Source organism: Zhongshania antarctica, from assembly GCF_014202945.1.
Taxonomy (GTDB): domain Bacteria; phylum Pseudomonadota; class Gammaproteobacteria; order Pseudomonadales; family Spongiibacteraceae; genus Spongiibacter; species Spongiibacter antarcticus.
Map to the genome: position 1 here is coordinate 314451 of NZ_JACHHW010000002.1, position 24090 is coordinate 338540.

At 50.7% G+C, this 24090-nt stretch carries 30 protein-coding genes; 7 read left to right on the plus strand and 23 right to left on the minus strand.

The genetic code is table 11. From position 1 onward, the window contains the following. Nucleotides 1-4: 4 nt before the first annotated feature. The 6 genes from metX (at nucleotide 5) to HNQ57_RS04325 (ending at nucleotide 5303) form a co-directional block, all read left to right on the plus strand. Entirely contained in the window at nucleotides 5-1168 is a 1164-nt protein-coding gene (gene metX, locus HNQ57_RS04300; protein WP_184461384.1) for a homoserine O-succinyltransferase MetX, read from the plus strand. Then, a complete protein-coding gene (gene metW, locus HNQ57_RS04305) occupies nucleotides 1158-1748 on the plus strand; it encodes a methionine biosynthesis protein MetW (protein ID WP_184461385.1) in 591 nt (196 codons plus the stop codon). Before metX ends, metW begins: the two co-directional genes overlap by 11 nt. 22 nt (nucleotides 1749-1770) lie before the next feature. After that, entirely contained in the window at nucleotides 1771-2238 is a 468-nt protein-coding gene (locus tag HNQ57_RS04310; RefSeq protein WP_184461386.1) for a DUF4426 domain-containing protein, read from the plus strand. Between the two features lie 13 nt (nucleotides 2239-2251). Then, nucleotides 2252-2863: an RdgB/HAM1 family non-canonical purine NTP pyrophosphatase gene (gene rdgB / locus HNQ57_RS04315; RefSeq protein WP_184461387.1), complete on the plus strand. Its 612-nt coding sequence runs from the start codon at nucleotides 2252-2254 to the stop codon at nucleotides 2861-2863. Beyond that, complete coding sequence (locus HNQ57_RS04320; RefSeq protein ID WP_184461388.1) at nucleotides 2863-3525, plus strand: 2Fe-2S iron-sulfur cluster-binding protein; 663 nt, start codon at nucleotides 2863-2865, stop codon at nucleotides 3523-3525. The genes rdgB and HNQ57_RS04320 overlap by 1 nt, the downstream gene beginning before the upstream one ends. A 140-nt stretch (nucleotides 3526-3665) precedes the next feature. Beyond that, entirely contained in the window at nucleotides 3666-5303 is a 1638-nt protein-coding gene (locus tag HNQ57_RS04325; RefSeq protein WP_184461389.1) for a TIGR03545 family protein, read from the plus strand. Between the two features lie 270 nt (nucleotides 5304-5573). Here the strand turns inward: HNQ57_RS04325 and tmpT are convergent, their stop codons facing one another. The 11 genes from tmpT to HNQ57_RS04380 all read right to left on the minus strand — a co-directional run bounded on the left by tmpT (nucleotide 5574) and on the right by HNQ57_RS04380 (nucleotide 15381). Beyond that, nucleotides 5574-6212 (minus strand): thiopurine S-methyltransferase, encoded by a 639-nt coding sequence (gene tmpT / locus HNQ57_RS04330; RefSeq protein ID WP_184461390.1) that lies wholly within the window; start codon nucleotides 6210-6212, stop codon nucleotides 5574-5576. A 39-nt stretch (nucleotides 6213-6251) separates the two neighbouring features. After that, nucleotides 6252-6929 carry a YoaK family protein gene (locus tag HNQ57_RS04335; RefSeq protein ID WP_184461391.1) on the minus strand — a complete coding sequence of 226 codons (678 nt, stop codon included), beginning with the start codon at nucleotides 6927-6929 and terminating at the stop codon, nucleotides 6252-6254. 121 nt (nucleotides 6930-7050) lie between these two features. Next, entirely contained in the window at nucleotides 7051-7191 is a 141-nt protein-coding gene (locus HNQ57_RS04340) for a hypothetical protein (RefSeq protein WP_184461392.1), read from the minus strand. 41 nt (nucleotides 7192-7232) lie between these two features. After that, nucleotides 7233-7553: a tetratricopeptide repeat protein gene (locus tag HNQ57_RS04345; RefSeq protein ID WP_184461393.1), complete on the minus strand. Its 321-nt coding sequence runs from the start codon at nucleotides 7551-7553 to the stop codon at nucleotides 7233-7235. Nucleotides 7554-7562: 9 nt separating this feature from the next. Next, entirely contained in the window at nucleotides 7563-8789 is a 1227-nt protein-coding gene (locus HNQ57_RS04350) for a heme biosynthesis HemY N-terminal domain-containing protein (protein WP_184461394.1), read from the minus strand. Then, the gene (locus tag HNQ57_RS04355) at nucleotides 8786-9958 is read right to left on the minus strand and encodes a uroporphyrinogen-III C-methyltransferase (protein WP_184461395.1); all 1173 of its coding nucleotides are present in this window, start codon (nucleotides 9956-9958) and stop codon (nucleotides 8786-8788) included. The genes HNQ57_RS04350 and HNQ57_RS04355 overlap by 4 nt, the downstream gene beginning before the upstream one ends. Nucleotides 9959-10008: 50 nt before the next feature. Next, a complete protein-coding gene (locus tag HNQ57_RS04360; protein ID WP_184461396.1) occupies nucleotides 10009-10800 on the minus strand; it encodes a uroporphyrinogen-III synthase in 792 nt (263 codons plus the stop codon). Continuing rightward, the gene (gene hemC, locus HNQ57_RS04365) at nucleotides 10778-11728 is read right to left on the minus strand and encodes a hydroxymethylbilane synthase (RefSeq protein ID WP_184461397.1); all 951 of its coding nucleotides are present in this window, start codon (nucleotides 11726-11728) and stop codon (nucleotides 10778-10780) included. Before hemC ends, HNQ57_RS04360 begins: the two co-directional genes overlap by 23 nt. 103 nt (nucleotides 11729-11831) lie before the next feature. Beyond that, nucleotides 11832-12578 (minus strand): LytR/AlgR family response regulator transcription factor, encoded by a 747-nt coding sequence (locus tag HNQ57_RS04370; RefSeq protein ID WP_184461398.1) that lies wholly within the window; start codon nucleotides 12576-12578, stop codon nucleotides 11832-11834. Then, the gene (locus HNQ57_RS18145) at nucleotides 12575-13654 is read right to left on the minus strand and encodes a sensor histidine kinase (protein ID WP_184461399.1); all 1080 of its coding nucleotides are present in this window, start codon (nucleotides 13652-13654) and stop codon (nucleotides 12575-12577) included. Before HNQ57_RS18145 ends, HNQ57_RS04370 begins: the two co-directional genes overlap by 4 nt. 92 nt (nucleotides 13655-13746) lie before the next feature. Then, nucleotides 13747-15381, minus strand: coding sequence for a hypothetical protein (locus tag HNQ57_RS04380; RefSeq protein WP_184461400.1), 1635 nt, complete (start codon nucleotides 15379-15381; stop codon nucleotides 13747-13749). A 195-nt stretch (nucleotides 15382-15576) separates the two neighbouring features. On the opposite strand from HNQ57_RS04380, the gene argH reads away from it, so the two are divergent. Further along, on the plus strand, nucleotides 15577-16977 hold the full coding sequence (argH, locus tag HNQ57_RS04385; RefSeq protein WP_184461401.1) for an argininosuccinate lyase: 1401 nt from the start codon (nucleotides 15577-15579) through the stop codon (nucleotides 16975-16977). A gap of 114 nt (nucleotides 16978-17091) precedes the next feature. Here argH and HNQ57_RS18030 read toward each other — a convergent pair whose 3' ends face one another. The 12 genes from HNQ57_RS18030 to HNQ57_RS04445 form a co-directional block, all read right to left on the minus strand. Further along, nucleotides 17092-17487: a septal ring lytic transglycosylase RlpA family protein gene (locus tag HNQ57_RS18030; protein ID WP_184461402.1), complete on the minus strand. Its 396-nt coding sequence runs from the start codon at nucleotides 17485-17487 to the stop codon at nucleotides 17092-17094. Between the two features lie 179 nt (nucleotides 17488-17666). After that, nucleotides 17667-18023: an MmcQ/YjbR family DNA-binding protein gene (locus HNQ57_RS04395; RefSeq protein WP_184461403.1), complete on the minus strand. Its 357-nt coding sequence runs from the start codon at nucleotides 18021-18023 to the stop codon at nucleotides 17667-17669. Nucleotides 18024-18089: 66 nt separating this feature from the next. After that, nucleotides 18090-18497, minus strand: coding sequence for a DUF1398 family protein (locus tag HNQ57_RS04400; protein ID WP_184461404.1), 408 nt, complete (start codon nucleotides 18495-18497; stop codon nucleotides 18090-18092). Between the two features lie 129 nt (nucleotides 18498-18626). Further along, nucleotides 18627-18935: a hypothetical protein gene (locus tag HNQ57_RS04405; RefSeq protein WP_184461405.1), complete on the minus strand. Its 309-nt coding sequence runs from the start codon at nucleotides 18933-18935 to the stop codon at nucleotides 18627-18629. Between the two features lie 128 nt (nucleotides 18936-19063). Continuing rightward, entirely contained in the window at nucleotides 19064-19414 is a 351-nt protein-coding gene (locus tag HNQ57_RS04410; RefSeq protein WP_226968228.1) for a hypothetical protein, read from the minus strand. Between the two features lie 140 nt (nucleotides 19415-19554). After that, nucleotides 19555-20538, minus strand: coding sequence for a DUF1353 domain-containing protein (locus HNQ57_RS04415; protein ID WP_184461406.1), 984 nt, complete (start codon nucleotides 20536-20538; stop codon nucleotides 19555-19557). Nucleotides 20539-20688: 150 nt separating this feature from the next. After that, complete coding sequence (locus HNQ57_RS04420) at nucleotides 20689-21084, minus strand: tautomerase family protein (RefSeq protein WP_184461407.1); 396 nt, start codon at nucleotides 21082-21084, stop codon at nucleotides 20689-20691. Between the two features lie 80 nt (nucleotides 21085-21164). Beyond that, nucleotides 21165-21632, minus strand: coding sequence for a GNAT family N-acetyltransferase (locus HNQ57_RS04425; RefSeq protein WP_184461408.1), 468 nt, complete (start codon nucleotides 21630-21632; stop codon nucleotides 21165-21167). A 118-nt stretch (nucleotides 21633-21750) separates the two neighbouring features. Further along, on the minus strand, nucleotides 21751-22356 hold the full coding sequence (locus tag HNQ57_RS04430) for a LysE family translocator (protein ID WP_184461409.1): 606 nt from the start codon (nucleotides 22354-22356) through the stop codon (nucleotides 21751-21753). 132 nt (nucleotides 22357-22488) lie between these two features. Beyond that, entirely contained in the window at nucleotides 22489-23067 is a 579-nt protein-coding gene (locus tag HNQ57_RS04435; RefSeq protein ID WP_184461410.1) for a hypothetical protein, read from the minus strand. A gap of 91 nt (nucleotides 23068-23158) precedes the next feature. After that, a complete protein-coding gene (locus HNQ57_RS04440) occupies nucleotides 23159-23419 on the minus strand; it encodes a hypothetical protein (protein ID WP_184461411.1) in 261 nt (86 codons plus the stop codon). A 109-nt stretch (nucleotides 23420-23528) separates the two neighbouring features. Further along, nucleotides 23529-24020 (minus strand): pyridoxamine 5'-phosphate oxidase family protein, encoded by a 492-nt coding sequence (locus HNQ57_RS04445; protein WP_184461412.1) that lies wholly within the window; start codon nucleotides 24018-24020, stop codon nucleotides 23529-23531. Nucleotides 24021-24090 lie beyond the last annotated feature (70 nt).

The window sequence follows — 24090 nt, forward strand, 5'->3', positions numbered from 1 at the left end:
CTAGATGACACAGGAACAAAATGGCAGCGTCGGCATTGTGGTGCCGCAAACCCTGCATTTCGATACGCCCCTGACCTTGGCTTGTGGGCGCGCGCTGCCCGAACACGATATTATTTACGAGACCTACGGCCAGCTAAACGCCGACAAATCCAATGGCGTACTGATCTGCCACGCCCTCAGCGGTCATCACCACGCGGCGGGCATTCATCATCCCGACGATCGCAAACCGGGGTGGTGGGACAGCTGTATTGGCCCCGGTAAACCCATCGACACCAATGTGTTCTTTGTTCTGAGCATTAATAATATTGGCGGCTGCAATGGCTCTACTGGCCCCACGGCCATCAATCCAGAGACCGGCAAACCCTGGGGGCCAGACTTTCCACCGCTGCGCTGTCGCGACTGGGTAGAGAGCCAGTACCTGATGATGCAGCACTTTGGCATCACTCAGTGGGCGGCGATAATCGGTGGCAGCCTCGGCGGCATGCAGGCAATGCGTTGGGCGCTAGAACACCCCGACGCCCTGCGCCACTGCATTGTCATTGCATCGGCCATGAAGTTGTCAGCCCAAAATATCGCCTTTAACGAAATTGCCCGACGCGCGATTACCTCGGATCCCAATTTCTTTGAGGGCCGCTATCTAGAACACAACACCCTGCCTCGTCAGGGCTTGGCACTGGCGCGCATGGTTGGCCATATCACCTATTTATCTGAAGATGGCATGAAGCAGAAGTTTGGCCGGGAATTAAAAACCGGCAATCTGACGCTCGGCTCTGGCTCAGACAGCGATGTCGAATTTGAGGTAGAGAGTTATCTGCGTTATCAGGGCGAGGCCTTTTCCGGCAGCTTTGACGCCAATACCTATCTGCTGATGACCAAGGCCTTGGACTACTACGACTTGGCCCGGGAATATAACGACGATCCCGCCGAAGCCTTTAGTCACGCCACGTGTTCTTTTATGGTGATTTCCTTCACCACCGACTGGCGTTTTGCCCCGGCCCGCTCGCGGGAAATAGTCGACGCGCTCGTCGCTGCCAATAAACCCGTGAGCTATGCCCAAATCGAAGCCGACCACGGCCACGATGCGTTTTTAATCCCGATCCCGCGGTATATGGATGTTTTCCACGCGTATATGAAACGCCTTAAACAGGAGCTCGGCCATGCGCTTTGACCTTACCCTGATTCAGCCGTGGATTAATGAAGGCAGCCGCGTACTCGACCTTGGCTGCGGCGACGGTACGCTGCTAGCAACCCTCGCCAAACAGAAGAACGTGTCCGGCATCGGTCTTGAAATCGACCCCGACAACATCACTCAGTCTCTGGCTCAAGGTGTGAATGTCATTGAACACGATCTCAACGTTGGACTCGGCAATTTCCGCGACAACAGTTTTGACATGGTGGTGATGACCCTCGCCCTGCAAACCCTGCGCTACCCGCATTTGGTCATCGACGAAATGCTCCGTGTCGGCCGTGAATGTATTGTCACCTTCCCGAACTTTGGCCACTGGCGCAGCCGCTGGTATTTAAGCCAGCGCGGCAAAATGCCGGTATCAAAATTCTTACCCTATACTTGGTACGACACCCCCAATATTCACTTTTGTACCGTAAAAGATTTTGAAGCACTGTGTGCCGACAAGCAGATCCGCGTGCTAAATAGCGCAGTGATCGGCGCCGACAATAATCAAAGTCCACTCGCCGACCGCTTCCCGAACTTGCTTGGCGTTACCGCGGTCTATCACATTAGTAAATGAACCGTCCAATAGAGTATTCACTATGAGTTTTGCATATCGCTTTTTCTCCGCCGTCAGCCTTGGCTTGCTACTGTGCTTTAGTGCAGCGAGCCAAGCCCAAGAAACCCCACCGGTGACGGAAACCAGCAAGCAGTTTGGCAATGACACTGTCCATTTCAGCGTATTGAACACCAGTTTCCTCACGCCCCAGGTCGCGCGCAGCTATGGCATTGTGCGCGGTAAAAACAAATTCCTGATCAACGTGTCGGTGCGCCGCCAGAGTGGTCCCGACAATATTGCCCTGCGCGCCAACATCAGTGGCACCCAGTCGGATCTGATCCACCGAACCCCATTGGATTTTCGTGAAGTCATTGAGCAGGACGCCGTCTACTATATTGCCGAGTTCGCCATTAGCAATGACGAGCGCCGGGATTTCCGTCTCCAAGTCAATGTCGACGACAAGCCCAGCTACGACATTCAATTCATTAAAATGCTATACCTAGACAAATAGGCGGAGTAACAAAGTGACAGCCAAGCACATCGTCGTTCTCGCCAGCGGCAACCGGGGCAAACTCCAAGAACTGAATGACCTTCTTAGCGGACTTGGTATTGAACTGCGCAGCCAAGCCGACTACAAGGTGGAAGAGGCGGAGGAAACCGGCCTCAGTTTTATCGAAAATGCCATTTTAAAAGCCCGCAATGCTGCCCGCCAAAGTGGCTGCGCTGCGCTGGCCGACGACTCGGGCCTGTGTGTCGACGCCCTCGACGGTGCACCGGGAATCTACTCCGCCCGCTACGCCGGAACTAACGCTGACGACGCTAGCAATAATGCCAAGCTTTTGCTCGCGCTCACTGGCAACACCCAACGTCGCGCTCACTTCCACTGCGCGCTGGCCTTTGTCCGCCACGCCGACGACCCCGCCCCTATCGTCTGCGAAGGTCAGTGGCGGGGCACTATTCTTGAACAGCCAAGCGGCGACAATGGCTTTGGCTACGACCCACTGTTTTTTATTGCCGAACTCGCTAAAAGTTCGGCTGAACTCAATAAGGCCGAAAAAAACCAAATCAGTCACCGCGCGCTGGCGCTGCAGCAATTATTGCCTCGCCTGCATGCCGAATACCTGACCAAAGGCTAATGGCGAGTTTGTGCTTAACGGTGGCTGACACCGCGCTTAGCCTAAATATCAACGACAGCGACGATCTTCTAAAGCAATGCCTCACCGCAGCATTACCGGTTGCCCGCAGCTGCCGCAACGGCAATTGCGGCCGCTGTGACTGCCAGCTTGAATCCGGCACGGTAGTCCTGCGCAATGGCAAGGTCATCACCGCGCCCGCAACAATCGCACTGTGTATCAGCCACGCCCGCAGTGATCTGCGCATTGCAAAAATGCCGCTAAACAGCATTGCCCAGCACTGGCGCTGTGAGGGTTTGAACCTCCGCCAATTACAGTTACCCGCCGGGCGACAAAGCCCGCCCCAGCGCGGTGATATGGTCGCGCTACTACTGCCTAATAGCGTATTGATTAATAGCGTGGTGGCGGTTGCTGGCAGAATCATCACCCTACAAGACCCTTGCCCAGACATTGAACAGCACAAAGACAAGCGGCGTAGTATTGGCTTGCTCAACATAGACCGTGAACACCATGGCGACTTCGCCTTATGGCGCCATGGCAATAGCAATGACCACACTAGGCTGCTCTGGTGCGGCATTAATCAGGCGACCGGCCTCGCCGCACAGGCCGCCTACCGCCATGCCAGCCATCGCGACGGTTACCAATTGCGCAAGCTAAATTCATAGTAAGCCTTTAATTTTTATAGCTAATTGCACTTTTCAACACTATTCTGGTCTGAAACTTTCTGATCAGGTATAAAAATATCTCAAGTAGCGCTCAGCGCTACAATCTGATGCACCAATGATAAACCTGGAGACAAACTGGTATGTTCAAATGGATTCTTCGCGGCGTTATCGCCCTGCTGGCCGTTACCGTTATTGGCGTGGTGTTCGCGCTGGAACCCATCGCCAAATTTATGATTGAGCACGAGGGCAGCAAGCAAGTTGGCGCGCGGGTCGATGTCGACAGCGTCGATATTAAGCTCTACCCCACCCATGTCGCTCTCAATGGCCTCACCGTCGCCAACCCCCAAGAGCCCATGCGCAATTTACTGCAAAGCGCCAAGGTATCTGCCGACGTCGACACCAAGGCCTTGCTAAAAATGCAGTTTATTGCCGACCAAGTTGTGCTGTCTGGCCTGCAAATGTACACCGAGCGCAGCACACCCGGCACCTTAGACGGCAAGCTGCCGCCAGCAAAACCTGAAAGCGAAAGCGGTTTGCCCGGCATTACGATGCCTGACCCCAGCGCGCTACTCGCCGAAGAGCAGGCCACCATTCAAGCTGAGGTCGACGCGATTCAAAACGGCTTTAGCACTATCCAAAATCGCTGGGAAACCAAAACCACCGAGCTGCCCGAACAGGCCCAAATAGAAGCCTACCAAACACGCTGGAATGAGCTTAAAACGAAAAACATGATCGAGCGCATCGCAGGCGCCAAGCAATTGCGCGACGACATTAAAAGCGATCTCAAACAATTTAAAACCTTAAATGAAGACCTCAAAACTGATTCTGCCGAAGTGAAGAGTCTGACGCTGCGGGCCGCCAATCTGCCCGCCGATCAGTCTAAGCGCATGCTCTCCAAATACGGATTAGACCAAGGCAGCGAAGGCATGCTGCGCTTCCTGCTTGGCGACGAAGTAAATACCTTTGTACAGCGCGGCCTAAGCCTCTACCAAGAAACCATGGGCAATATGGCGGCAAAAGAAACCGCTCCCGCCGAAGCACCAACGGAATTGCCAGTGAAACTGCTCATCCGCCAAATCCTCATCGACGGCTACCAAGTCATTGGCGGTGAAAAACTGGCTTACTCAGGTGAAATCAACGACGTCACCGACCAGCAAGACTACTGGAACAAACCCATCACCATGGCCCTGCGTGGCGGCATGGAACAGAAATCCCAACTCGTGATTGACGGTATATTTGACCAGCGCAACAACACCTTAAAAAGCGTTTTCAATATGGCATTAAAGGAGCTGGCGCTGTCTGGTGTTTCACTGTCCCAAAGCCCAGAGCTGCCCCTGCAATTGGAAAAAGGCATTGCCAATATTAGCGCTAACTTCGGCATAGACGGCGACACGCTCAAAGGCTCCGCCAAAGGCCTGGTTAACCAAGCAAAACTCCTGGTTGCCAACGCCGCCGCCGACAATAAAACCGCCAACCTACTGGCCGCCGCACTTGAAGACGTCAGCCGCTTGGTCATGGACTTGAGCGTCAACGGCACCGTGAATGAGCCCGCGATCAAACTAAAATCTAACCTCGACAGTATTTTAGGCGGCGTGCTTGGCGCTGAAATCAAAGCCAAGCTCAGCGAAGTCGAAGACGAGCTAAAGACCAAACTCAGCAGCGACTACGGCCCGCAAATGGCCAAGCTGAAAGACAAGCAAAACATGCTTGGCGAGTATCAAGAATTACTCGGTAATCGCGAAGCGGCCTTGCAGGCGTTGATGAAGGAAATGATTTAAGGCCTATCAATATAATAAAGGGCGCCCGTCACCGGACCCGCGCCCTTTTTGACTACCGATACCGCAGGTCTTAAATAGATTGCTGTGCCGTATAACGCAGACGATTAGCCCACTTCAGATAACTCATCTCGGTTTCCTGTCGAAGTAACCGAGCCAAAGTACGACTGCTGACGCGCTGGCGAACGATTCGTAAAATCCCAATTGCGGAATTCAAATTAGCTAGCGCGGCACCACAAAACAGTCATTCGCGCTAACAACTCTTTTATTGATCTACCTTGGCAATAGCAGCCAAACCTTCTCTAAGGCAGGGCACTTGCCTTTCAACCCACCGGCCACAGCGTCGCTACTGAGTAATTTCACGTGATACGCCGCTTGATAATGGCTTGCCAATTCAGCATCGCTAATTGAAAACGGTGGCCCTGCCTGCGCGGTTTGGTCGTAGTCATAATTAATTAATAACTGAGGCGCGGTGTGCGTTATTGCTTTTAGCAGCGTGGTGTAGGCCGCTCGCAGAGTATCTGGCAAGGCAACTAAGGCTGCGCGGTCGTAGATGGCGTCTACCGGACCAAGTAATTCTGAATTTAGCGCAAAAATATCGCCAACAAAGATATCCAAATGGTGGGCCTGATAACGCTGCACTCCACCAAGCTCAGATCGCGTTGGCGTAAGACCCAGCTCAGAAAATAATTCTTCGGCGGCGATGGTGCTTAGCTCGGCACCCGCCACGCGATAGCCCTGGTTCAGCAGCCAGCCAATATCCAGCGTTTTTCCGCACAGTGGTAAAAACACCCTCGCATTATTCGCGAGGCCCAGCTGATCAAAATAGCTTAGCAATAAGGGATTAGGCGTCGCCGCGTGAAATGCAATGTCGTTGCTCTCCCATTTTTTATGCCAAAATTTCTCGTCCATATTCTCCCCCCTGCTTCCTTAATGTCACTAATATTCAGATTACGATGCACGTAATTTTTGCAGCGCAGCAACACGATAAATTCGGTAGCCGAGAGCCAGTATTAAACACATCCCTGCCGGTAAACCGAGGGCGAAAAACTGCCACTGGCTGAACAAATAAGCGCCGAGTGCGCCGCCGAGAATAAAACCAAAAATAATTAAGATAAAAAGTAGTGCCTTGCGCCGATCGAAGCCGGCGCCTCGCAATTTCGCGCCTAACATTAAGCCTAAGTCGGTAAAAATTCCCGTGACGTGAGTCGTTCGCACCACGGCACCGCTATAGGTTGAAACTAACGCATTTTGCAAGCCACACGCGGCAGACGCAGTGTAATGACCCAGCAATGAACCGTTATTAAGAAAATAAATTGAGAGCAGTAGCAAGCTCCCCTCTAGCACCAACAAGGAGTCGTAATGCCGACCTAATTTTAGGGCGCCGCTAGACAGAAAAAGCCCAGAAATAGCAGCGCCACAAAGAAAGCTGAGCAAGACCCCTAGCAAGTGCATGGCATTGTTAAACGTGCCACTGGCTAAACCAGTGCCCAGCAATGTTGCCGTTCCAGAAAGATGGGAAATTGACTGGTGCTGAAACCCCATAAGGCCGACGGCATTCACATTTCCAGCCACAAACGCCAGAACAAAAGCCCCGTACTCCACCCACCGAGGTAGTTTGGAAATCATTAGCACATCTCACAACAATACTGCGTGACCCAATGTAAAGCGCCGCGCAAACTCTATTTCTAACATACTAATGCGACTCACACTATGCGTCTGTCGCCAGCGTCAAATTCGGCGAGTCGATTTAAGCAACGTTTAAAAAAACTTGCTGGGAGGGCCGCGCTTCAAGCAATTTAAAATAGAAGTTACGACGCTCGGCGGGGTAATTGACGTAGCCGCCTTCGCAGCTGATGACCGCCGTAATCATTGTTTCTATGTCAGACATCAGCTTACTCCCTGTAAACAAATACCATAGATGTGCTGGCGTTACTCCTTTACCACCTTACTCAATTTCTTTAAAAATACGGTGACTTCTCTTTCGGTTTGTTTATCGCCTTTTTCCTGAGCGCTAACTAAACCCTGTTGCCAGGCCGCTTTTGCTTTCTCGGGTTCGCCAATATGCTGCAGGGCTTTACCGAGCAACTTCCACGCCGCGGAATAGCTCGAGTCGATGCTGACGCACTGCTGGAAATGTTCAATGGCTTGTTCCGCATTGCCATCATCAAGATACGCCTTGCCGAGCCCAAAGCGCAATATTGCACTGTCATTGCCTTTGGCCAACATTTTTTCTAGTGCGGCGATATTCACTGCGCGCGTTTACTCCTTTAATTTGCTTAACGAGGGCTGCGGCAAACTCGGCAGCGACTGTCCTTGCAGCTGCAGGGCTTCTTGCGTAAAACGCTCTGCCGCAGCAGGCTCATCTAAATTAACCATGAGTCGCCCCAACTCAAAACACACTTCGCTATTAGGGCTGAGCTGATACGCTTGCTCAAAATACTCTCTGGCCTTACCCCACAGCTCATTGCGCAGCGATAAACGTCCAAGCGTCAATAACAAGACTGCATCATCGCCGTGTTCTTTACGCCACGACTCCGCCGCACTGAGTTGGCGCGCCACATCGCTACCGGCAATCAGACCATATAATTTTACTAAGTCACTGTGCCAGCTGAGCTTTATAGACTGGCGAAGTAATTTTTCAGCGCTGGCAGAATCCCCCGCTGCAACGAGCACGCGACAATAGCTTAGCAGCAGACCGTTATCACGATGCCAATTGCGCGGCACGTGCTTCCACCACTGCTGTAATGCCGCCGTATCACCCTGCTGCGCGGTGTTCTCCAGCTGCCCCATTAAGGCTTCACGCTCTAACTCTGCCAAGCGTTCCTCGCTAATACCGCCGTGCTTGCGCAAATCCGGAATTAAGGCCAAGAGCGAGTTCCAGTCGCGCAGGCCGATATACACTTTTTTCAGCAGCGTCAGCACCGAGGGATGGCGTTCGGCGTTGCGGCGGGCCCGCGTTAAGGTCGCAAGCGCCTCTTCAAGACGACCATTTTCCACCTGCATTTCAGCCTGCGTTAAGGCCACCGCAATACTTGCCTTATTGCTGGTTTGCTCTGCCAACCCCAAATAATGACGACTGCCTGGCGCATCGCCAAGGGCATGGCTGGCCCGAGCGGCAAGCAAGTAATTGATGAGAGGCGTTTCGGTGTCTTTGGCCGAATCGGTGAGTAATTTGCGCGCTTTGGCCCAATTGCCCTCGATGAAAGCAATCATACCCAAGGTGGTATGACTGCGCCCCCGCACCGCGCGCCGCACAGTCCAAAAGGAACCAATGCTGTCTGAGACTTTGGCGCCGCGCCGCAAACTCATAAAAATCAGTATCACCAATATCAGGAATACCGTTAACACCGCCACGCCAACCCAAATGGTCATTTCGACGGTGGTTTGGCCATACGCGATCAGAATATAGCCCGAATCCTGTTGTATCGCCGCCGCCAAACCCGCAGATAGGGCAAGGGCCAGCAGCACCGCAATGAAAATTTTCATTTACGCGCCTCTTGCTGCCAACGGTGACTCTTTAAATACACTTTTAAGCTACGCAGTGAACCAGAGATATCAGCCATCTCTGGGCTGACGGGCATCGCTCGCACCGTGCTAATTTGCTTTAGTAAGCCATCGCGGTGGTCGTCGAGCTGATAATACTCTTGCAGCCATGCCGCGGCCTTATCCAGCGCCCTCTGATATAAAAGCGGCCGATTTGCCAGCAGCGCCAACTGGGCCTGCTCAAACATTAAGCGCAAGCTAGCCCGCAACGCCGCTTCCTGCTCTGGAGCCAACTGGGCTTTAAAGTTTTGGTCGTGGTGACGAATGCGAATATAGCTGCGCAACTTGGCCCAGGCATTATCTAAGCCACTTTGAAGCCGCTGCTGCCATTCTTCAGATGTCTCTTCTACTTCTTCGGCGCTGTAACTTGGCGCCTGATATAACTTCAGCTTTCCGGCTTCGGTGGCTAGGCCCTGCAGGGTCAAATACACTCCCTCAATGTCGACATCTGCACTGTTTTGCAAGGCGCTAATTTCTTTAGCTAGCTCAGCGCGCACGGGATGCAAGGCGGCGTCGTCAAGCTCCCGCAATATGGAGTCGGCATTACTCAGTAATTGCGCCGCCGCCCGAGGGTCGTGACTCAATTGCGCACGCTGATTCGCCAGGCGGAGTAAATACTCCACTTCGGCAAGCAACCAATCTTGGCGGTCGACGGTGGTCAGCGACTGCATTTTGGTTTCCAACTCCTGACTGCGGCGACTAAGCGCGCTCAATTGACTGCTATTGTCTAGCCGCAATTGTGCCAAGGCTTCGCGCTGTGCGGCGAAGCTCGCCACTAGTTCAGTCTGAGAGGCGCTTAAGGTTTGCAGCTCGGCTTTTAAGTCGCTGGTTACCGAGGCCTCGGTTTTCGCCAACAGATATTCCTGCTGGTATTGCCACGCCGCTAGCGCCAAAGCTAGTATCGCAATCAGCAAGGCGAGCAAGGCAATGACCACACCAGAGCGTTTAGGTTTGGCTGCCTTATCTTTTGGCGAGTTTGATTTAGGGGGTGCTGGCGGCGGGGCCGATTTGGCATCTTGGCTCTTGCTCACCGAAGATTCAGGTGGCACTGGCACCGCTGAGGCCGATTCGGAATTTACGTCTTTTTTATCTTCCGGTTTGTCACCGCTCATTATTTTCTCTCTGCTCAAATTCACTGATTAATAGCATGTTCACGGTCAATTTATTTGTTCACAAAGCCCCTTAAAGCGGCCAAGGTTGCTGCAGTACCGGCATTTTCGGCTTGTATTACTTGGGTAAAACCCAGCGCTACAGCCAAACTCGCTACCCGTTCGCCGGGCACTAACACCCTGTAGCTCAATGCCGCGTCTTGCAACAAGGAATGAAAATAGTGCAAGGTCTCGCCACTGTTTACGCAAACAATATTAATGTCCTGCCTGCGCAGTAACGTATGGAATTGCTCGCGATCTAGCGCCGGACTAAGACGCTGATAACATTCAGCATAGTCTACCTGGGCGCCTCGTGCCGCAAGCTGCTCTGCCAAATACTCACGGCCACCAAGGCCTCTGACTATAAGTACTTTCTGGCCTTGTAGACGCTGTAAGACTGGGTTAGCCAACAGGCTTTCACTGTTCATCGCGACGTTATCAACTGTGTCAACGTCGATCTGCCGCGCAGCTAAGGCCGCCGCAGTAGCTGCACCTATGGCGTGAACCTTCACGCCAACGGGCCACTGGGGCCAAAACTGCTCGATTGCCTCTATTCCGTAGCTCACCGCGTTCACGCTGATAAAGATTAGATGTTGATAGCAATCTAAGTTCATAAACAACTGTCGGCTGCGCTGCAACTCCGCCTCGTGGTGCGGCACTGTGAGCGGCGCGATATTAAGCAAGGGCTGGGTTAAGACCTTGGCTCCGGCCGCCGTTAGCGCGGCGACCAATTCAGCGCTGCGCTCTACCGGACGCGTTACTAAAACCCGTAATCCGGCAAGATCAGGCTGGCTTGCTGTTGCCATACACCGCCTGCAAAATAGCGCCCGCGCCTTGAGCCAGCAAGTCTTCGGCAACGGCCACGCCGAGCGCTTCGGCTTGGCTACGTGGTCCCCGCGCCTCTGCGGTAAGAATTTTTCCGCCACTGGGCTCACCTACCAAGGCCCGCAACCAAAGTTGGTCGGGGTTGCTTGGGTCGGCGATGGCATAGCCCGCAATCGGCACTTGGCAGCCGCCTTCTAGGCGACGATTCATGGCTCTTTCTGCCATAACTTGCGTTGCACTAACACTGTTGTGCAAGGGCTTTAATAGCGCGTTCACGCGATCGTCAGCAATACGGGTTTCGACACCCACTGCGCCCTGGCCGCAGGCTGGCAAGCTGGTTTCAACCGACATATACGAGGCAATTCGGGCCTCTAATTTCAGCCTAATTAAACCGGCCGACGCCAAAACGATGGCATCGAACTCGCCTTCGTCAAGCTTGCGCAAGCGCGTTTGCACATTACCGCGCAAACTAGAAATCTGTAAATCTGGGCGCTGGGCTCGCAGTTGGCACTCCCGGCGCAAACTCGACGTCCCTACCCGGGCACCCTGAGGCAAAGCTTCAACCGCGCTAAAATGGTTGCTGACAAAGGCATCCCGTGGGTCTTCGCGCTCGCAAATAATGGCCAAGCCCAAACCTGCGGGGAACTCCATTGGCACATCTTTCATAGAATGCACGGCAATGTCGGCGCGACCTTCGAGCAAAGCTTGCTCAAGCTCCTTCACAAACAGCGCTTTACCACCAATTTTTGAGAGTGGCGAATCCAGCAACTGGTCGCCACGGGTGGTCATTCCTAATAATTCAACCTGTAAACCGGGATGAGCGGCCTGTAGTTCGGCTTTAATGAATTCCGCCTGCCATAAGGCCAGCAAACTCTCGCGGGTGGCGATGCGGATAATATTATCGGACATAAGTCATTCCGTAAGACAAAGTAGATCACCATGATACGCCAGCGACGGCGCCGACAAAACCATTAAGGCCGCCAGACGCGGCGGCAACGGCAATAATAGAAACCTAGGATTTTTTATTTAGGCGCGCTCGCAGCGCAGGCAAATGGCGACGACTAATCTGCGGGCCTTCCGCCATGCCGTGTAAACGCACTCGGTAGGCGGCAACGCCGACTCGCTCAATACCCTGTAAATACGCCAGCGAGACCAAGGCATTGCGGTGCACGCGCACAAACTGCTCACTAAATTCGTCTTCGAGCTCCTTGAGGCTTTCATCTAGCAACGACTCCCCTTCAGGGTGAACCGCACTGACGTATTTATTGTCCGCATAAAAATAGCGCACGGCAGATACCGGCAACAGGCTCATACCTTGAGCGCTATTAACACAAAGTTGCTGACGCGGGCCGCGATCATGATCCTCGGCAGTCATTGTTGCCAAGGCCGATAGCTGCGCTTGATTTAAGCGTGACAAACGAGAAAATACGGCGGCGAGCTTGTCGCGCTGTATCGGTTTAAGTAAATAACCCAAGGCATGTGTTTCAAAGGCCGCCACCGCGTACTCGTCGTAGGCGGTACAAAACACCACAGCGGGGGCGGGCTCATATTCACCGAGCCGCTTGGCCAACTCAATACCGCTCATGCCGGGCATCGAGATATCGAGCAACAGCACATCTGGACGACAGCGCTCAAATTCACTGAGTGCTTGCTCGGCATTTGCGGCTTCACCAACCACCACAATATCGTCTAATTCAGCCAATAAGCGCGCGGCACGCTGGCGTGCCAAGGGCTCGTCATCAACCAGCAGTACTCTCACCGCGCCATCGCCCTGCGCTCATAAGCTAAAGGAAATGACGCGTGGGCCCGATACTGGCTGCCGTCTCGACTGGCGCCAAATTTTGCGCGGTCGCCAAACAGGGTTTGCAAACGCAGCCGTATATTTTCATTCGCCATGCCATTGCCCGCAGGCGCATCCGCATTGGTGGGCAATGGATTGCTAATATCAATTTCCACCATTTCGCCTTTTAAACTCGCGCGCACTACTACTGTGCCACCGGCAGGTAACTGCTGCACGCCATGCAAAATGGCGTTCTCTAGCAACGGTTGCAAGAGCAGTGAGGGCACCAGTACTTTGTCGCCAAGCTCCGCTTGCTGCCAATCTACTTTTAGCCGGTCACCCAATCTGGCATTTTCAATGCGCAGATAGCGCTCACACAAATCGCGTTCTTCGACCCAGGGCACCATGCTCATGCCGCCCTGTAAATTCGCCCTAAACAATGCCGCTAAATCTTCGACAGCCTGTTCGGCCTTCACCGGCTCAGTACTAATCAAACTACTAATGCTATTAAGAGTATTGAACAGAAAATGCGGGCGAATCCGCGAGTGCAGGGCGTCAAGACGGGCATGTAAAATGCTTTGTTCGCGCAATCGAAATTGCAGGCTGAGGTAGGCGTAACGCATACCCACGCCAAGCAATAGGCTCGCCACCGCCAGCGTGTCGGCAATCTGCCAAAAATTGATATTCCAAGCTTCGCCTTGCATCACGCCACTGGCCAACCACTGCGCGGCCACCGTCACAATCACAACCCAGCAAAGACCAATGACAAAACTGATGCCCGCCGTATATGCCGTGCTCGTGCGCTGAAACAGCGGTTTGCACCAGGTCAAAATCGTCGCCGCACCCAGCAAACACCAAATAATGTACATGCCAGACATGCCCAGCAGATACCAGTCAAAATGCTGCAAACCCGATTTGAGAATGGTCAAAGAAAGAGACAATAGCACTGCTAACAATACAATCAGCAATAGCGCTTGGGGGCTAAGAAGGTCGCCAATAAAAGAAATTCGGCTAATTCGGTAATCCAGTGGTTTATCCGCTTCGCGTCGTTGCACAGTGCCTGCCTATGTCAAAAATTAAGCTTAGTAAGCTCTGAGCATAGCAGGCAAAACGCGGAGCGCATATTCAAAAAAGAGTGCGGATACAATCAGTTAATTGGGTAGTCAGTCCAGCCATCGGTCCACATCACATTCGCCCCTGGTCGAAACGCGCCGCGATAGTTTGCCGCTTCGTCCCAGAATTCACCTTGAGGAATTGCCTGTGCATGGTTTCTGGCTGGCGAGCTGGCCGCAAGACGGTAGTCGTGGTCGGTCTCGGTGCGCAAGCGCTGAACAAATTGTGGGCTATTGCCCAGTTCGGCAGCCTTCGCAAAATACGCGGCCTCATCAAAGCCACCGTCGTCATCCTGATCGCCAGCCTCAGCGGCAAAGTAACTGCGGCCACCTTGGCCAATATCGGCAATAAACAAACCGCCAAAGCTCAGCAGTCCCTGCTCGATGCGTGCCACCGTGCTGCGGTCTTTAATATCAATGGCCTCGCCTGAAAAGCCGTCGATCACCATATTGTAAAAATGCCCGCCCGTGCCACGGCGCAAGGTCATGGCGCGCTGATGGCGCTCGCTGCTCTGCATACTCTGCAAGGTGACATTGTAAAACGTGGGCTGGGACACCGGCCCAGCCTCGTGATTAATTTCATCGTTATCTGCCTCAAAGGCGTTATCGCCCACGCTGGGGTATTGCTGCACCTGCAAAAACTGCACGCGGCCCGTCCAGCCCATATCCCAGTCTAGGGAGTCGTCGGCAGCACCGGTAATCAAAATATGACGAAAATCGACGTTGCCACCAAAGATCTCGATGCCGTCGTCTAAGGCGCGGTGCACCTGCACATTGCGAACAATGGTTTTGCTCCCACAGCCGCCCAAGGTCAGACCATTTAATTCGTTATTGGCGTAAACCTCGTAACCGGCAAACTCAATACGGGCATATTCCAGCACGCCACAATTGTCACTGGCGTCGACGCCGCCAAACATGCCCCGCGTGTCGCCAGCATCGAGACCTTCAATTTGCGCGTCAGCGGTATTGACCGGCGCATTGCCCAGCATCACTAGACCGCCCCAGTCACCCGCGCGACGCTTGCCCGCTGGCACAGCGCTCGTGAACACAATTGGTTGAGCAGCCGTGCCCCGCGCCTGAATGCTACCGTCGCGCGTCACTAATAAAGCACTGCCAGCGCGGCCTTGCACCAGCGTACCCGCTTCAATTACCAGCCGCGCACCGGCCTCAACATACACAATTCCTTCTAGCACCCAGGTTTTATCATTCGTCCAGAGCTGCTCCCCATGCAGAGAGCCACTCACTACTTTGCTGCCGCTATACACGCTTTTTAGATCGTCACTAAATAAAGCCGCACCGACTACGCCGCCAAGCAAAAGCACCCCCGCAATCAACAACCATTTGCGCAGCGGTTTTGCGGGCGCGCCAAGCTGCTTAAAGCCAATCGTTTCAGCAATATCTGGGTTCATGGCGGCTGCTCGACGATCGTGGCGCCCCTGCGTTAACGCGGTATTAATATTGATTCGGCGCAGCCCGAGACCCAGCTCACGAATTTCTGTATTGCTGCTTACGGCCGCCTGCTCAATTAACTCCTTGCGGTAGGCCGGATCGTTTAGCAAGGTATTAAAATGAATGTAACGCACGCCCTTATCGCCCTGCTTGTCATAGCTCAGCTTTAACTGCCAAAGCATTTCCACTAACTTGGCGCGGGGGGAGCTGACGTCGTTCATTGTTCTTCCTTGCGTAATGGCTCGATTTTACGGAAAAACAGTATGGCGACCAGATATGACAATTTTATTACTCACTGGAGCGCAGGCGGTCAGACGCAAAACTGCTATAATGGCGCCTTTTAGGCGTCTGTAGATCACCCGTTCACATCAACGGGAGCAAGTCCTACAGCCAAGCAATACAGGAACAACAGCGCAATGAGTGACAAAGATCCGAGCATCAAACCCTGGGGCGGCCGCTTTACCGAGGCAACTGACCAGTTCGTAGAGCGTTTTACGGCCTCTGTCAGCTTCGATCAGCGCCTTTACCACCACGACATCAACGGCTCGCTAGCCCACGCGGCCATGCTCGCCAAAGTCGGCGTACTCACCACCGACGAACTCAGCAAAATTCAAGAAGGCTTAGAAGAGATTCGCGCCGAAATCCTCAGCGGTCGCTTTGAGTGGTCGATCAGCCTTGAAGACGTGCACATGAATATTGAAGCGCGGCTCACCGACAAAATCGGCATCACCGGCAAAAAGCTGCACACTGGCCGCTCGCGCAACGACCAAGTTGCCACTGATATTCGCCTGTATTTGCGCGACGAATTAGCCTTAATCGTAACCGAGCTCAGCCGCCTGCAGCAGGGTTTAATTACCCTCGCCACCCGCGAAGCGCACACCATTATGCCGGGTTTCACTCACCTGCAAACTGCCCAGCCCGTTACCTTTGGCCACCACATGCTGGCGTGGAATGAAATGCTAGAGCGCGACTACAGCCGTTTTCAAGACTGCGCAGCGCGTCTCAACCAATGCCCGCTCGGCGCCGCGGCACTGGCCGGCACCACCTACCCCATCGACCGCCACTACAGCGCCGAGTTACTGGGCTTTGACCGCCCCACCGAAAACTCGCTAGATTCAGTAAGCGACCGCGACTTTGCTATTGAATTCGCTGCCGCCGCCAGCCTGCTGATGACCCATATGTCGCGCTTCAGCGAAGAACTGGTGCTGTGGACCTCGGCCCAGTTCAAGTTTATTGAACTGCCCGACCGCTTCTGCACCGGCTCATCCATCATGCCCCAGAAGAAAAACCCCGACGTGCCCGAACTCATTCGCGGCAAAGTCGGCAGAGTGAACGGTCATTTGGTCAGCTTGTTAACCCTAATGAAGTCACAGCCGCTGGCCTATAACAAAGACAACCAAGAAGACAAAGAACCCCTCTTCGACATTATCGATACCGTGAAAGACTGCCTAAAAGCTTACGCCGATATGGTACCTGCGATAACCGTCAACGCCGACATAACCCGCGAAGCGGCCATGCGCGGCTTCTCTACCGCCACCGACCTCGCCGACTACTTGGTGCGCAAGGGCCTGCCCTTCCGCGACGCACACGAAGTCGTTGGCAAATCAGTAGCTTACGGAATCGCCGAGAACAAAGACCTCTCAGAAATGAGCCTCGCTGAATTGCAGACCTTTAGCACCGACATTGAACAAGACGTGTTTGATGTTTTAACACTCGAAGGTTCAGTAAATGCCCGAGATCACATTGGCGGCACTGCACCTAAGCAAGTACTGGCTGCGGCTGAGCGTGCGCTAGCACGGCTTAATTTGCGCGGCTAATAGAGATAACCACCGAGGTACTGACATTAAACAGGTCTCTCGGTGGTTGCCTGTTCTAAACTCGTCGTAATACCCTGGCACCCATCGCGCTCGCCCAACAGTTACCGCGCTATATTAACGCGATGGTATCACTTCAATCTCGACCTCAATCAAACCAGAATACGTATTGCCTATCGCATCAAAAGCCGACTTTGAAAGATCAATAATACGGCCTTTCACAAAAGGCCCACGATCATTAATTCTGACCACCACGCTTTTACTATTACTGATATTGGTGACTTTTACATTGGACCCAAAGGGCAATGTTCTATGCGCAGCGGTGTTAAGCTCGTGCTTATACGGTTCACCACTCGCTGTTTTACGACTTTGATATTTATCAGCATAAAAAGACGCCACACCAGACTCCGTAAACCCAAGCCAATGACTACTGTCGCTTTGCTGAACCGTAGTACAGCCCACCGCAAGCATAATGAAACTGATAATTGTGATACGCGTCAATAAACCGACCATGTGCTAGCTACTCAATAATTTAATGATATCAACACTACTACCCGTGGCGGGTGATATAGACGACCGCGAGAATACGGCCAAAGAAAGCAATTTTAAGACAATAACATTCGCTATTTGTTAGACCACCCAGAGAAATAAGGGCACATCGGACGCAATGCTGAAACGAGAACTAATCCTGATTAAGCCCCAGCCCTCGCTGCATTTTTTTTACTCAAGCCTAAAGACACAATGCGGTGGGACTCAGCTAAATAGTATTTTAATTGCTCTTCTGAATTTTCAAACACCTCGCATTGCTGTATCCATTTCAGCCCCCGAGAGGCCAAGTACGGGGCGGGGCGGTATCCCGGTTCGTCTTTTAATATTTCATAATTATTGTCTGACGCTTTAAACGTAAAGCCCATTTGTCCCGATTTTTGCCAGCCACCAACAGCAAACACCTTTGCGCCAACTTTCCACACATGCGAACCACCCCACTGAAGGCTGTAGGTACTGGCTGGCAACCCGCGACAAAAATCATTAAAGTCGTCGTAGCTCATTACTTTTTACCCGCATTCGGCTCCGCTATATTGCCACAAATTAAATAGTTCGCGTGCAAAAGTTTTTTAGGTGCTTTCTGGGCTTACACCAGGAAACCACTCAATGTGCTGATCACCTTGACGACCAATGTATATAACACGCTTACCGCGTAAAAATGCAAAATATCCTAGTACGCCAGATTGCATAGCACGCTCTGAAAACTGTCGGTAAGACTGACTATTATTCTGACTATCTACAATAGCAGCCTTCAAACCACGTGCATCAAAGTCTGCCGACACAGCTGGCAAACTCTCGAATGGTAATGGCACAGAAACAGCACTACCTTCGCTACTGTAAAAAGAAGTTTGCAAAGCATTGAAATTAACGTAGTAATACTCTACACCTTGCCCAATAAGTGCTCCCACAAACTCTGGAAACGACACGTGGCCTGCATGACTAGCATGTGCGGCACTCGTAATAATATCTGCGTTCATTTATTTCTCCGTATAAAATGATGGGTATCTTCCATTGGACAAAACGCATAACGCTCGCATTTGAGGCAGCCCAGTGCGAAGCAGGCATTAGGCTATCCAGCCACGAAGTGGCTGTGGTTGATGGCTTTTTTATGTTTCATTGCTACTTATTAACTTTATTGATTTAAACCCAAAAAACACACCTATAACGCCTACAGCAAGTATTGATAACTCCTTTGTATTTTTATAAATATCACCACCGCCAGCGCTTATTAGCAAGAACAGTGCATAAACTATCAAACCAAGAGACGCTGCCACTATTACTGCGGATAAGTAATCTGTTCTATGTTCATGACCACACTTAGGGCATCTTGTGGTATTGCTTACTATTCCAAATGAAACAAGGTTTTCACGATCTGTATAGTCATATTTTTCTCCACAACCTTTACAATTATCCATAATTCACTCGGAAAAGATAACGCCTGCATTTTCGGCTTGAGTGAGCTGGCGGCTTATTTGCCGCGCAGCGCAAAGAAGGTGACACTATGCCCAAGCTCGGCAAGATGCACTTGTTAGGGCTGTGCTTGCTATAACATTGCCGCAGCATTATTTACTTTTCTTCCTAGAGCTATGGCTTTAAACCCGGCAGGGATATGGATAAATAGAGGAAAAATGGCCCAACAAAAGAAAAGCCCAGCAACAATAAATATTACCCCAGCACCCACTTTAGCATCATATTTTCCGAATACTCCCTTACTCAAATTCTTGTATGCATAGCCAATAAACTTTCCCGACTTAGGGTCAGTTTCACCGACTACGGTAACAAGGTCATTTCGTTTAACGACCCAAGGTTCAGAGACTGTTAATTCAATTACTTTTTTAATTCCCTGCAACTCTATTTGAACACTACGCTTTGTAATGGAGCGATATTGTTCCACTTTTCCTTCTAGCCTTTGTAGCAATTTCGTTTTCTCCATATTGTCCAAACGCTACCAACACCCAACCGAACGGCGGGGCTGCCTTTGCGCAAAAGATGCAGCGCTGTTTGGGTCGGCGCGCTTGGCCTTTTTAGGCATTATTACTGAAGTTTTATCATCACTCGAGAATTAGACTCGATAGCTTGTAAATCGACGTTATTCAAAATTACAGCTCTACTGCCTGCATCTAGTTTAAATGGTAAACCGTTACCTTTTGGCGCGGCAAAATCATGAGTTAGAACTTTCGCTTCAGTATAACTTGGTATCTTGTTGTCAGCCCAGGGCTGAATTGATGCCAAACTTGTTTTATTAGCTTGGGAAAGCAGCCCCAAACTGTCAGTTTGATTCACAATCTCTGGGCTTTGAAATAATTTTCGATAGTTTGCGGCGTTAGATTCTATGGACGTCAAATTTGAATTTACCTGACCGGCTGAGGATACATCTAGCACTTTTCCGTTTGATGTTAGAAGCGTTCTTGCCACAGCATTTGTTTTGCTTATTGCCAAGGCTAATACTTCTGGATTTGCTAAATCAACGGACGGCTCACTAACAGTTACCATTTGAATGGTAGGTACGTTTGTACAAATTTTGTCATTACTACCTGTTGCTATGCAATTTTGATTCATAACAACTCGTTTTTCCAATTTCCAAGATGGTCCAAAAGTAGACACGGCCCAATGCATTAAGTCGGCCTTCCATTCCGGTACATTTGAAGCCATCATGCCATAATAAAAATTCCTGTGAGTGTCATGAGCCGTTCTTTCTTTTGTGTGACAATAATGATCATGAATTACCGAAGCATTAATATATGCTCCTTCAAACGGGCCACCGATAATTGACCAGAAAAACTGAGGAATAGATGCGCCATCAACATGAGTACCGCTTGGCGTTAACCAAAGTAGACCATTTGGGTCTTCAAACCTAAAATCCTGTTCGATTTTAAATTGAGGCCTTGGCTCCGCATCAGCAATAAATGCTCCTTTTAATTGATCCAGAAACCTACCAAAATACTCATCAGCACTAACCGTGAGAGAAAATGTCGAAAGAGCAACAAAAAGAAAAATACTCTGCCATATTGATTTCATTTTTTCCTCCTAAATTTCTATGCCTAACGCCAAGTTAACTGGCAAAACGGAGCCCGCTTGCGGGCGCAGTGGTTTACAGCGAGGCGTACTATTTGCGAAGCAAATTCCCCGCTGTAAATTGTCCAGTTAAACGTATTGTTAGGGCGGCGACTACACATTGATTTTGAAACCCAGATCGACGTCACACGCGGCCTGACCGCCCCTTATGCCCCAATTTTCTGCCGTGATTTCACGAAGCAGTATTTTGACGTGATTTGGCGGAATGCCAAAATTTTGAAGATTGCTGACAATTGCTTGGTAAAGATTGCGCTTGGCCTCAAGCGACCTACCCGCAAAACAGTCAATACTAATGTGTGTATAGATTTCTGGCTTTTCACGACCCGGCGGGCACTCAAAACGATGTGGCTCATGCACAACAAAGCGAACATGGCGGTCATCTGCCTTAATTTTGAAACTGTCGCGAATGGCGGCGTGAACTGCCTCCATTATTCCTTGCTCAGTCTCTCGCGAATATTCCTGCCTTACTTCGATCAAAACACTAGGCATGTTTCCTCCATGGGTAGCCCTAACGCCTGTGTAATTTGCGCCCTGAAGCGCAGCGTAAGGGCGTTAAATTGACACACTTGTTAAGCGATTACACACTTCATTTTGTAACCACCAGTTATTTCGAAACCATTTTCTTTATAAAACTCGACTGTTCTTTCAAATTCGGGAACCGGCGGAGTACATAATTCGAGTCTTACCCATTTCTTGAGCTTGGAAAATTTAACTATTTCTCGGAGTAACTCTTTACCTACTGATTTTGACCGATACTCTGGCAAAACGTAAAACTCTTGAATAATGCCGAACGTGCCTTCTGCGTACAAAGAATTGCTTTCACACATAGCGCCAAATCCGATAATTTGACTGCCATCAAATGCAGCTAATATAGAATACTGCCCGTTGCCTAAGAACTCATCGCAGAGCTTCTCGGCCAAAGGAATATCGACATCAAAGTGTTTAATACCCGTTCTTTCGATAATCTCATTTGTGAGACAAACAGCTAGCCTAGCTATGTCTTTAGATTCACTTAAATGAACTTCCCTATATTCCACAGAACTCGGACCCCTTTGAGCGCTTAACGCTGAGCACAGCGGTTTGGTGAAGCTGGCGGATTTTTTGAGTGTTTTTCAAAAAAGGTGACAAGTTTGCCACGTCCATTGCAGCAATTTGTTATGTTGACTTTGATGCCAAAGTACCAGCGGCCATAAGATACAGACTACCAACAAATTTATTTCCCCATTTGCTTTTTATGGCCCTGTTCTTAAAAACTGACGCAGACAATGAGTATGCACCGTACACGGAAAACGATATAGCCATTGCACAGGCTGCTAAAATAAACGCCTGTGGTATGAACGGGTATACAGGGCTAATGAATAATGGATATGTTAATACGCTTGCCAATACAGCTTTAGGATTAGTTAAAGAGAATAGCATTGCAGTAACAAACATTTTTGGCTTAGACATTGCTTTCTCCTCTCCCTCTGTGACACCGCCATTTTTTCGGAATAGCTTATAAGCCAAGTAAATAAGGTAAGCCACACCTAGCCATTTGAGGATGAGCAAAGCTGACGCATACTTGCTAACTAACACACCTAACCCTGAGAAAACTAACGCTGCCTGAATTCCAGTCGAAGCCATAAAACCGAGAGAAACATAAATGGAGCCGATAAAACCATATTTAAGAGACTGACCCACTGCAAACATTACATTCGGGCCAGGCAAAATAAGTATTGATGTAAACGTGGCCACAAATATCAATACAAGTGCTGCATCCATCCTGACTCTCCCTATTCAACATAACGCCCGGCTAAGCCGCCGGAACGGAGTTGATTGTTTTGTGCGAGCGTAGCGGGAAAGCACACAACGAGCAACGCAGTGGAGGTCGGTTTGAGCCGCTTGTTATGTGTTTTAGCCACGAGATTCCCCTCGATATATTTCATAGAGTTCATTGATAATTGGCTGGATATCCAGCCTAAGCCCAAGAGATTCAAATATGCCTGAATCTGTAAAAAACGCTCTAAAGAAATGATATGGAACTTCGTCTCTTCGCATCTCTGGCCCGACATACGCCGGAAATATATTTCCAACTATAGGCTTTGACCAGAGATAGTTGTCTAGATTTTCATCTAGATGCTCAAGGTGATTTCTTAACTCTTTGTTTCGTATAGCGCTGCTATCTTTTATATTGAAAGCCTTGCGTAAATTCTGAGCTCGCTTTTTGTGAACCTTGTTAATGCCCTTACTAATAGGCCAGAAATACTTAGAAAGGCTCGCAGTATGAATTAATATGTTCTGAACGGAATCGAGAATTGGGTCTGTGAGGCTATGAGGATCTTCTACTGTATTCGTAGCTTCTAGACACTCCATAAGGAATTGAACAGACGCAATTGCCGACTCCAAATTAAACCGTATAGCTTGACCATAGAATGCAAGATGAGGGGGCTGAATCCCTTCATACATATCTATGTATTCTTTCATTTCTTCCATGATAGCTCGCTACACATAACGCCGCGGTTTGGGGCTGGCATGGAGCGCCAGCGGAATGGCAGTCCCAGCCGAAGGCGATAACACCGTCTTGTTATTGGGAGTCTTTGAAAATTGGGCCCAAGCCATAAACTCTCCGACTTACGAAAAACCCCGCCAAAATGCTGATTGGCGTTAAAAACACTAGCGCCAGAACGACACTCGTTCCCGGCTCACCTAGAGCATAGAAAACTGCATTTACAATTAAACTGGAAAGCAATCCAGAAACTAAGCCACATGGCAGATGAGTAACGCCAAAACGTTTACCCAGTGCTATCAGAACCCACGCCAGCGACAGAATTACACCGAACTTCATTTAGATTCCCAATAACGCCGCCAGCACGCGCGGCTACGGAATGGAGGCGAAGCCGCAATGCAGTAGCCGTCGCCGTGACTGGCATTGTTAAAACCTGTCTCGCCTTGGCTCACTTCCAGAGCCCCTCGCACATTGCCGGATATGTTGCAGGCGAAAAGGAATCGAACTTAATATCTCGCACCCTATCCAGATCACTCCAGAGTAATTCATGCCCCTTCAGTTTGCTGGTGATTCGGATAGCATTCTGAAGCTCACGAATTTCATCCTCGGTGGCTTGCCGCGCCTCACCAACCTCTCCAAACAAGCGTACAGCAGGAGCCGAGTTGAACTGACCTTTGAAAAGGGACTTTAACCAAAACCCGGTGCTACTGTTTACACCCATGACACATACTCGCTTGTTGTGCTCGAAGTTTTTCGGCATGGCTTTTGAGTAAGCATCGAAGTAATAGCCCGTCATATCATCACGAAAAAACACATGACCTATCGGTGTCACGTGAGGGTTCCCGTCGGAATCGACAGTAGCAATGGAGAAGAAACGGTTGGAGCGCTTGGCATTGCCAAGAACCTTTAGAATTTCCGGCCAGTTTTTCTCTATTTCCATATCCTACTCCCTTAGGTTGGGTAGTCCGTTTTAACAGCCTGTTAATGAGGCCACCGACCTCATTAACAAT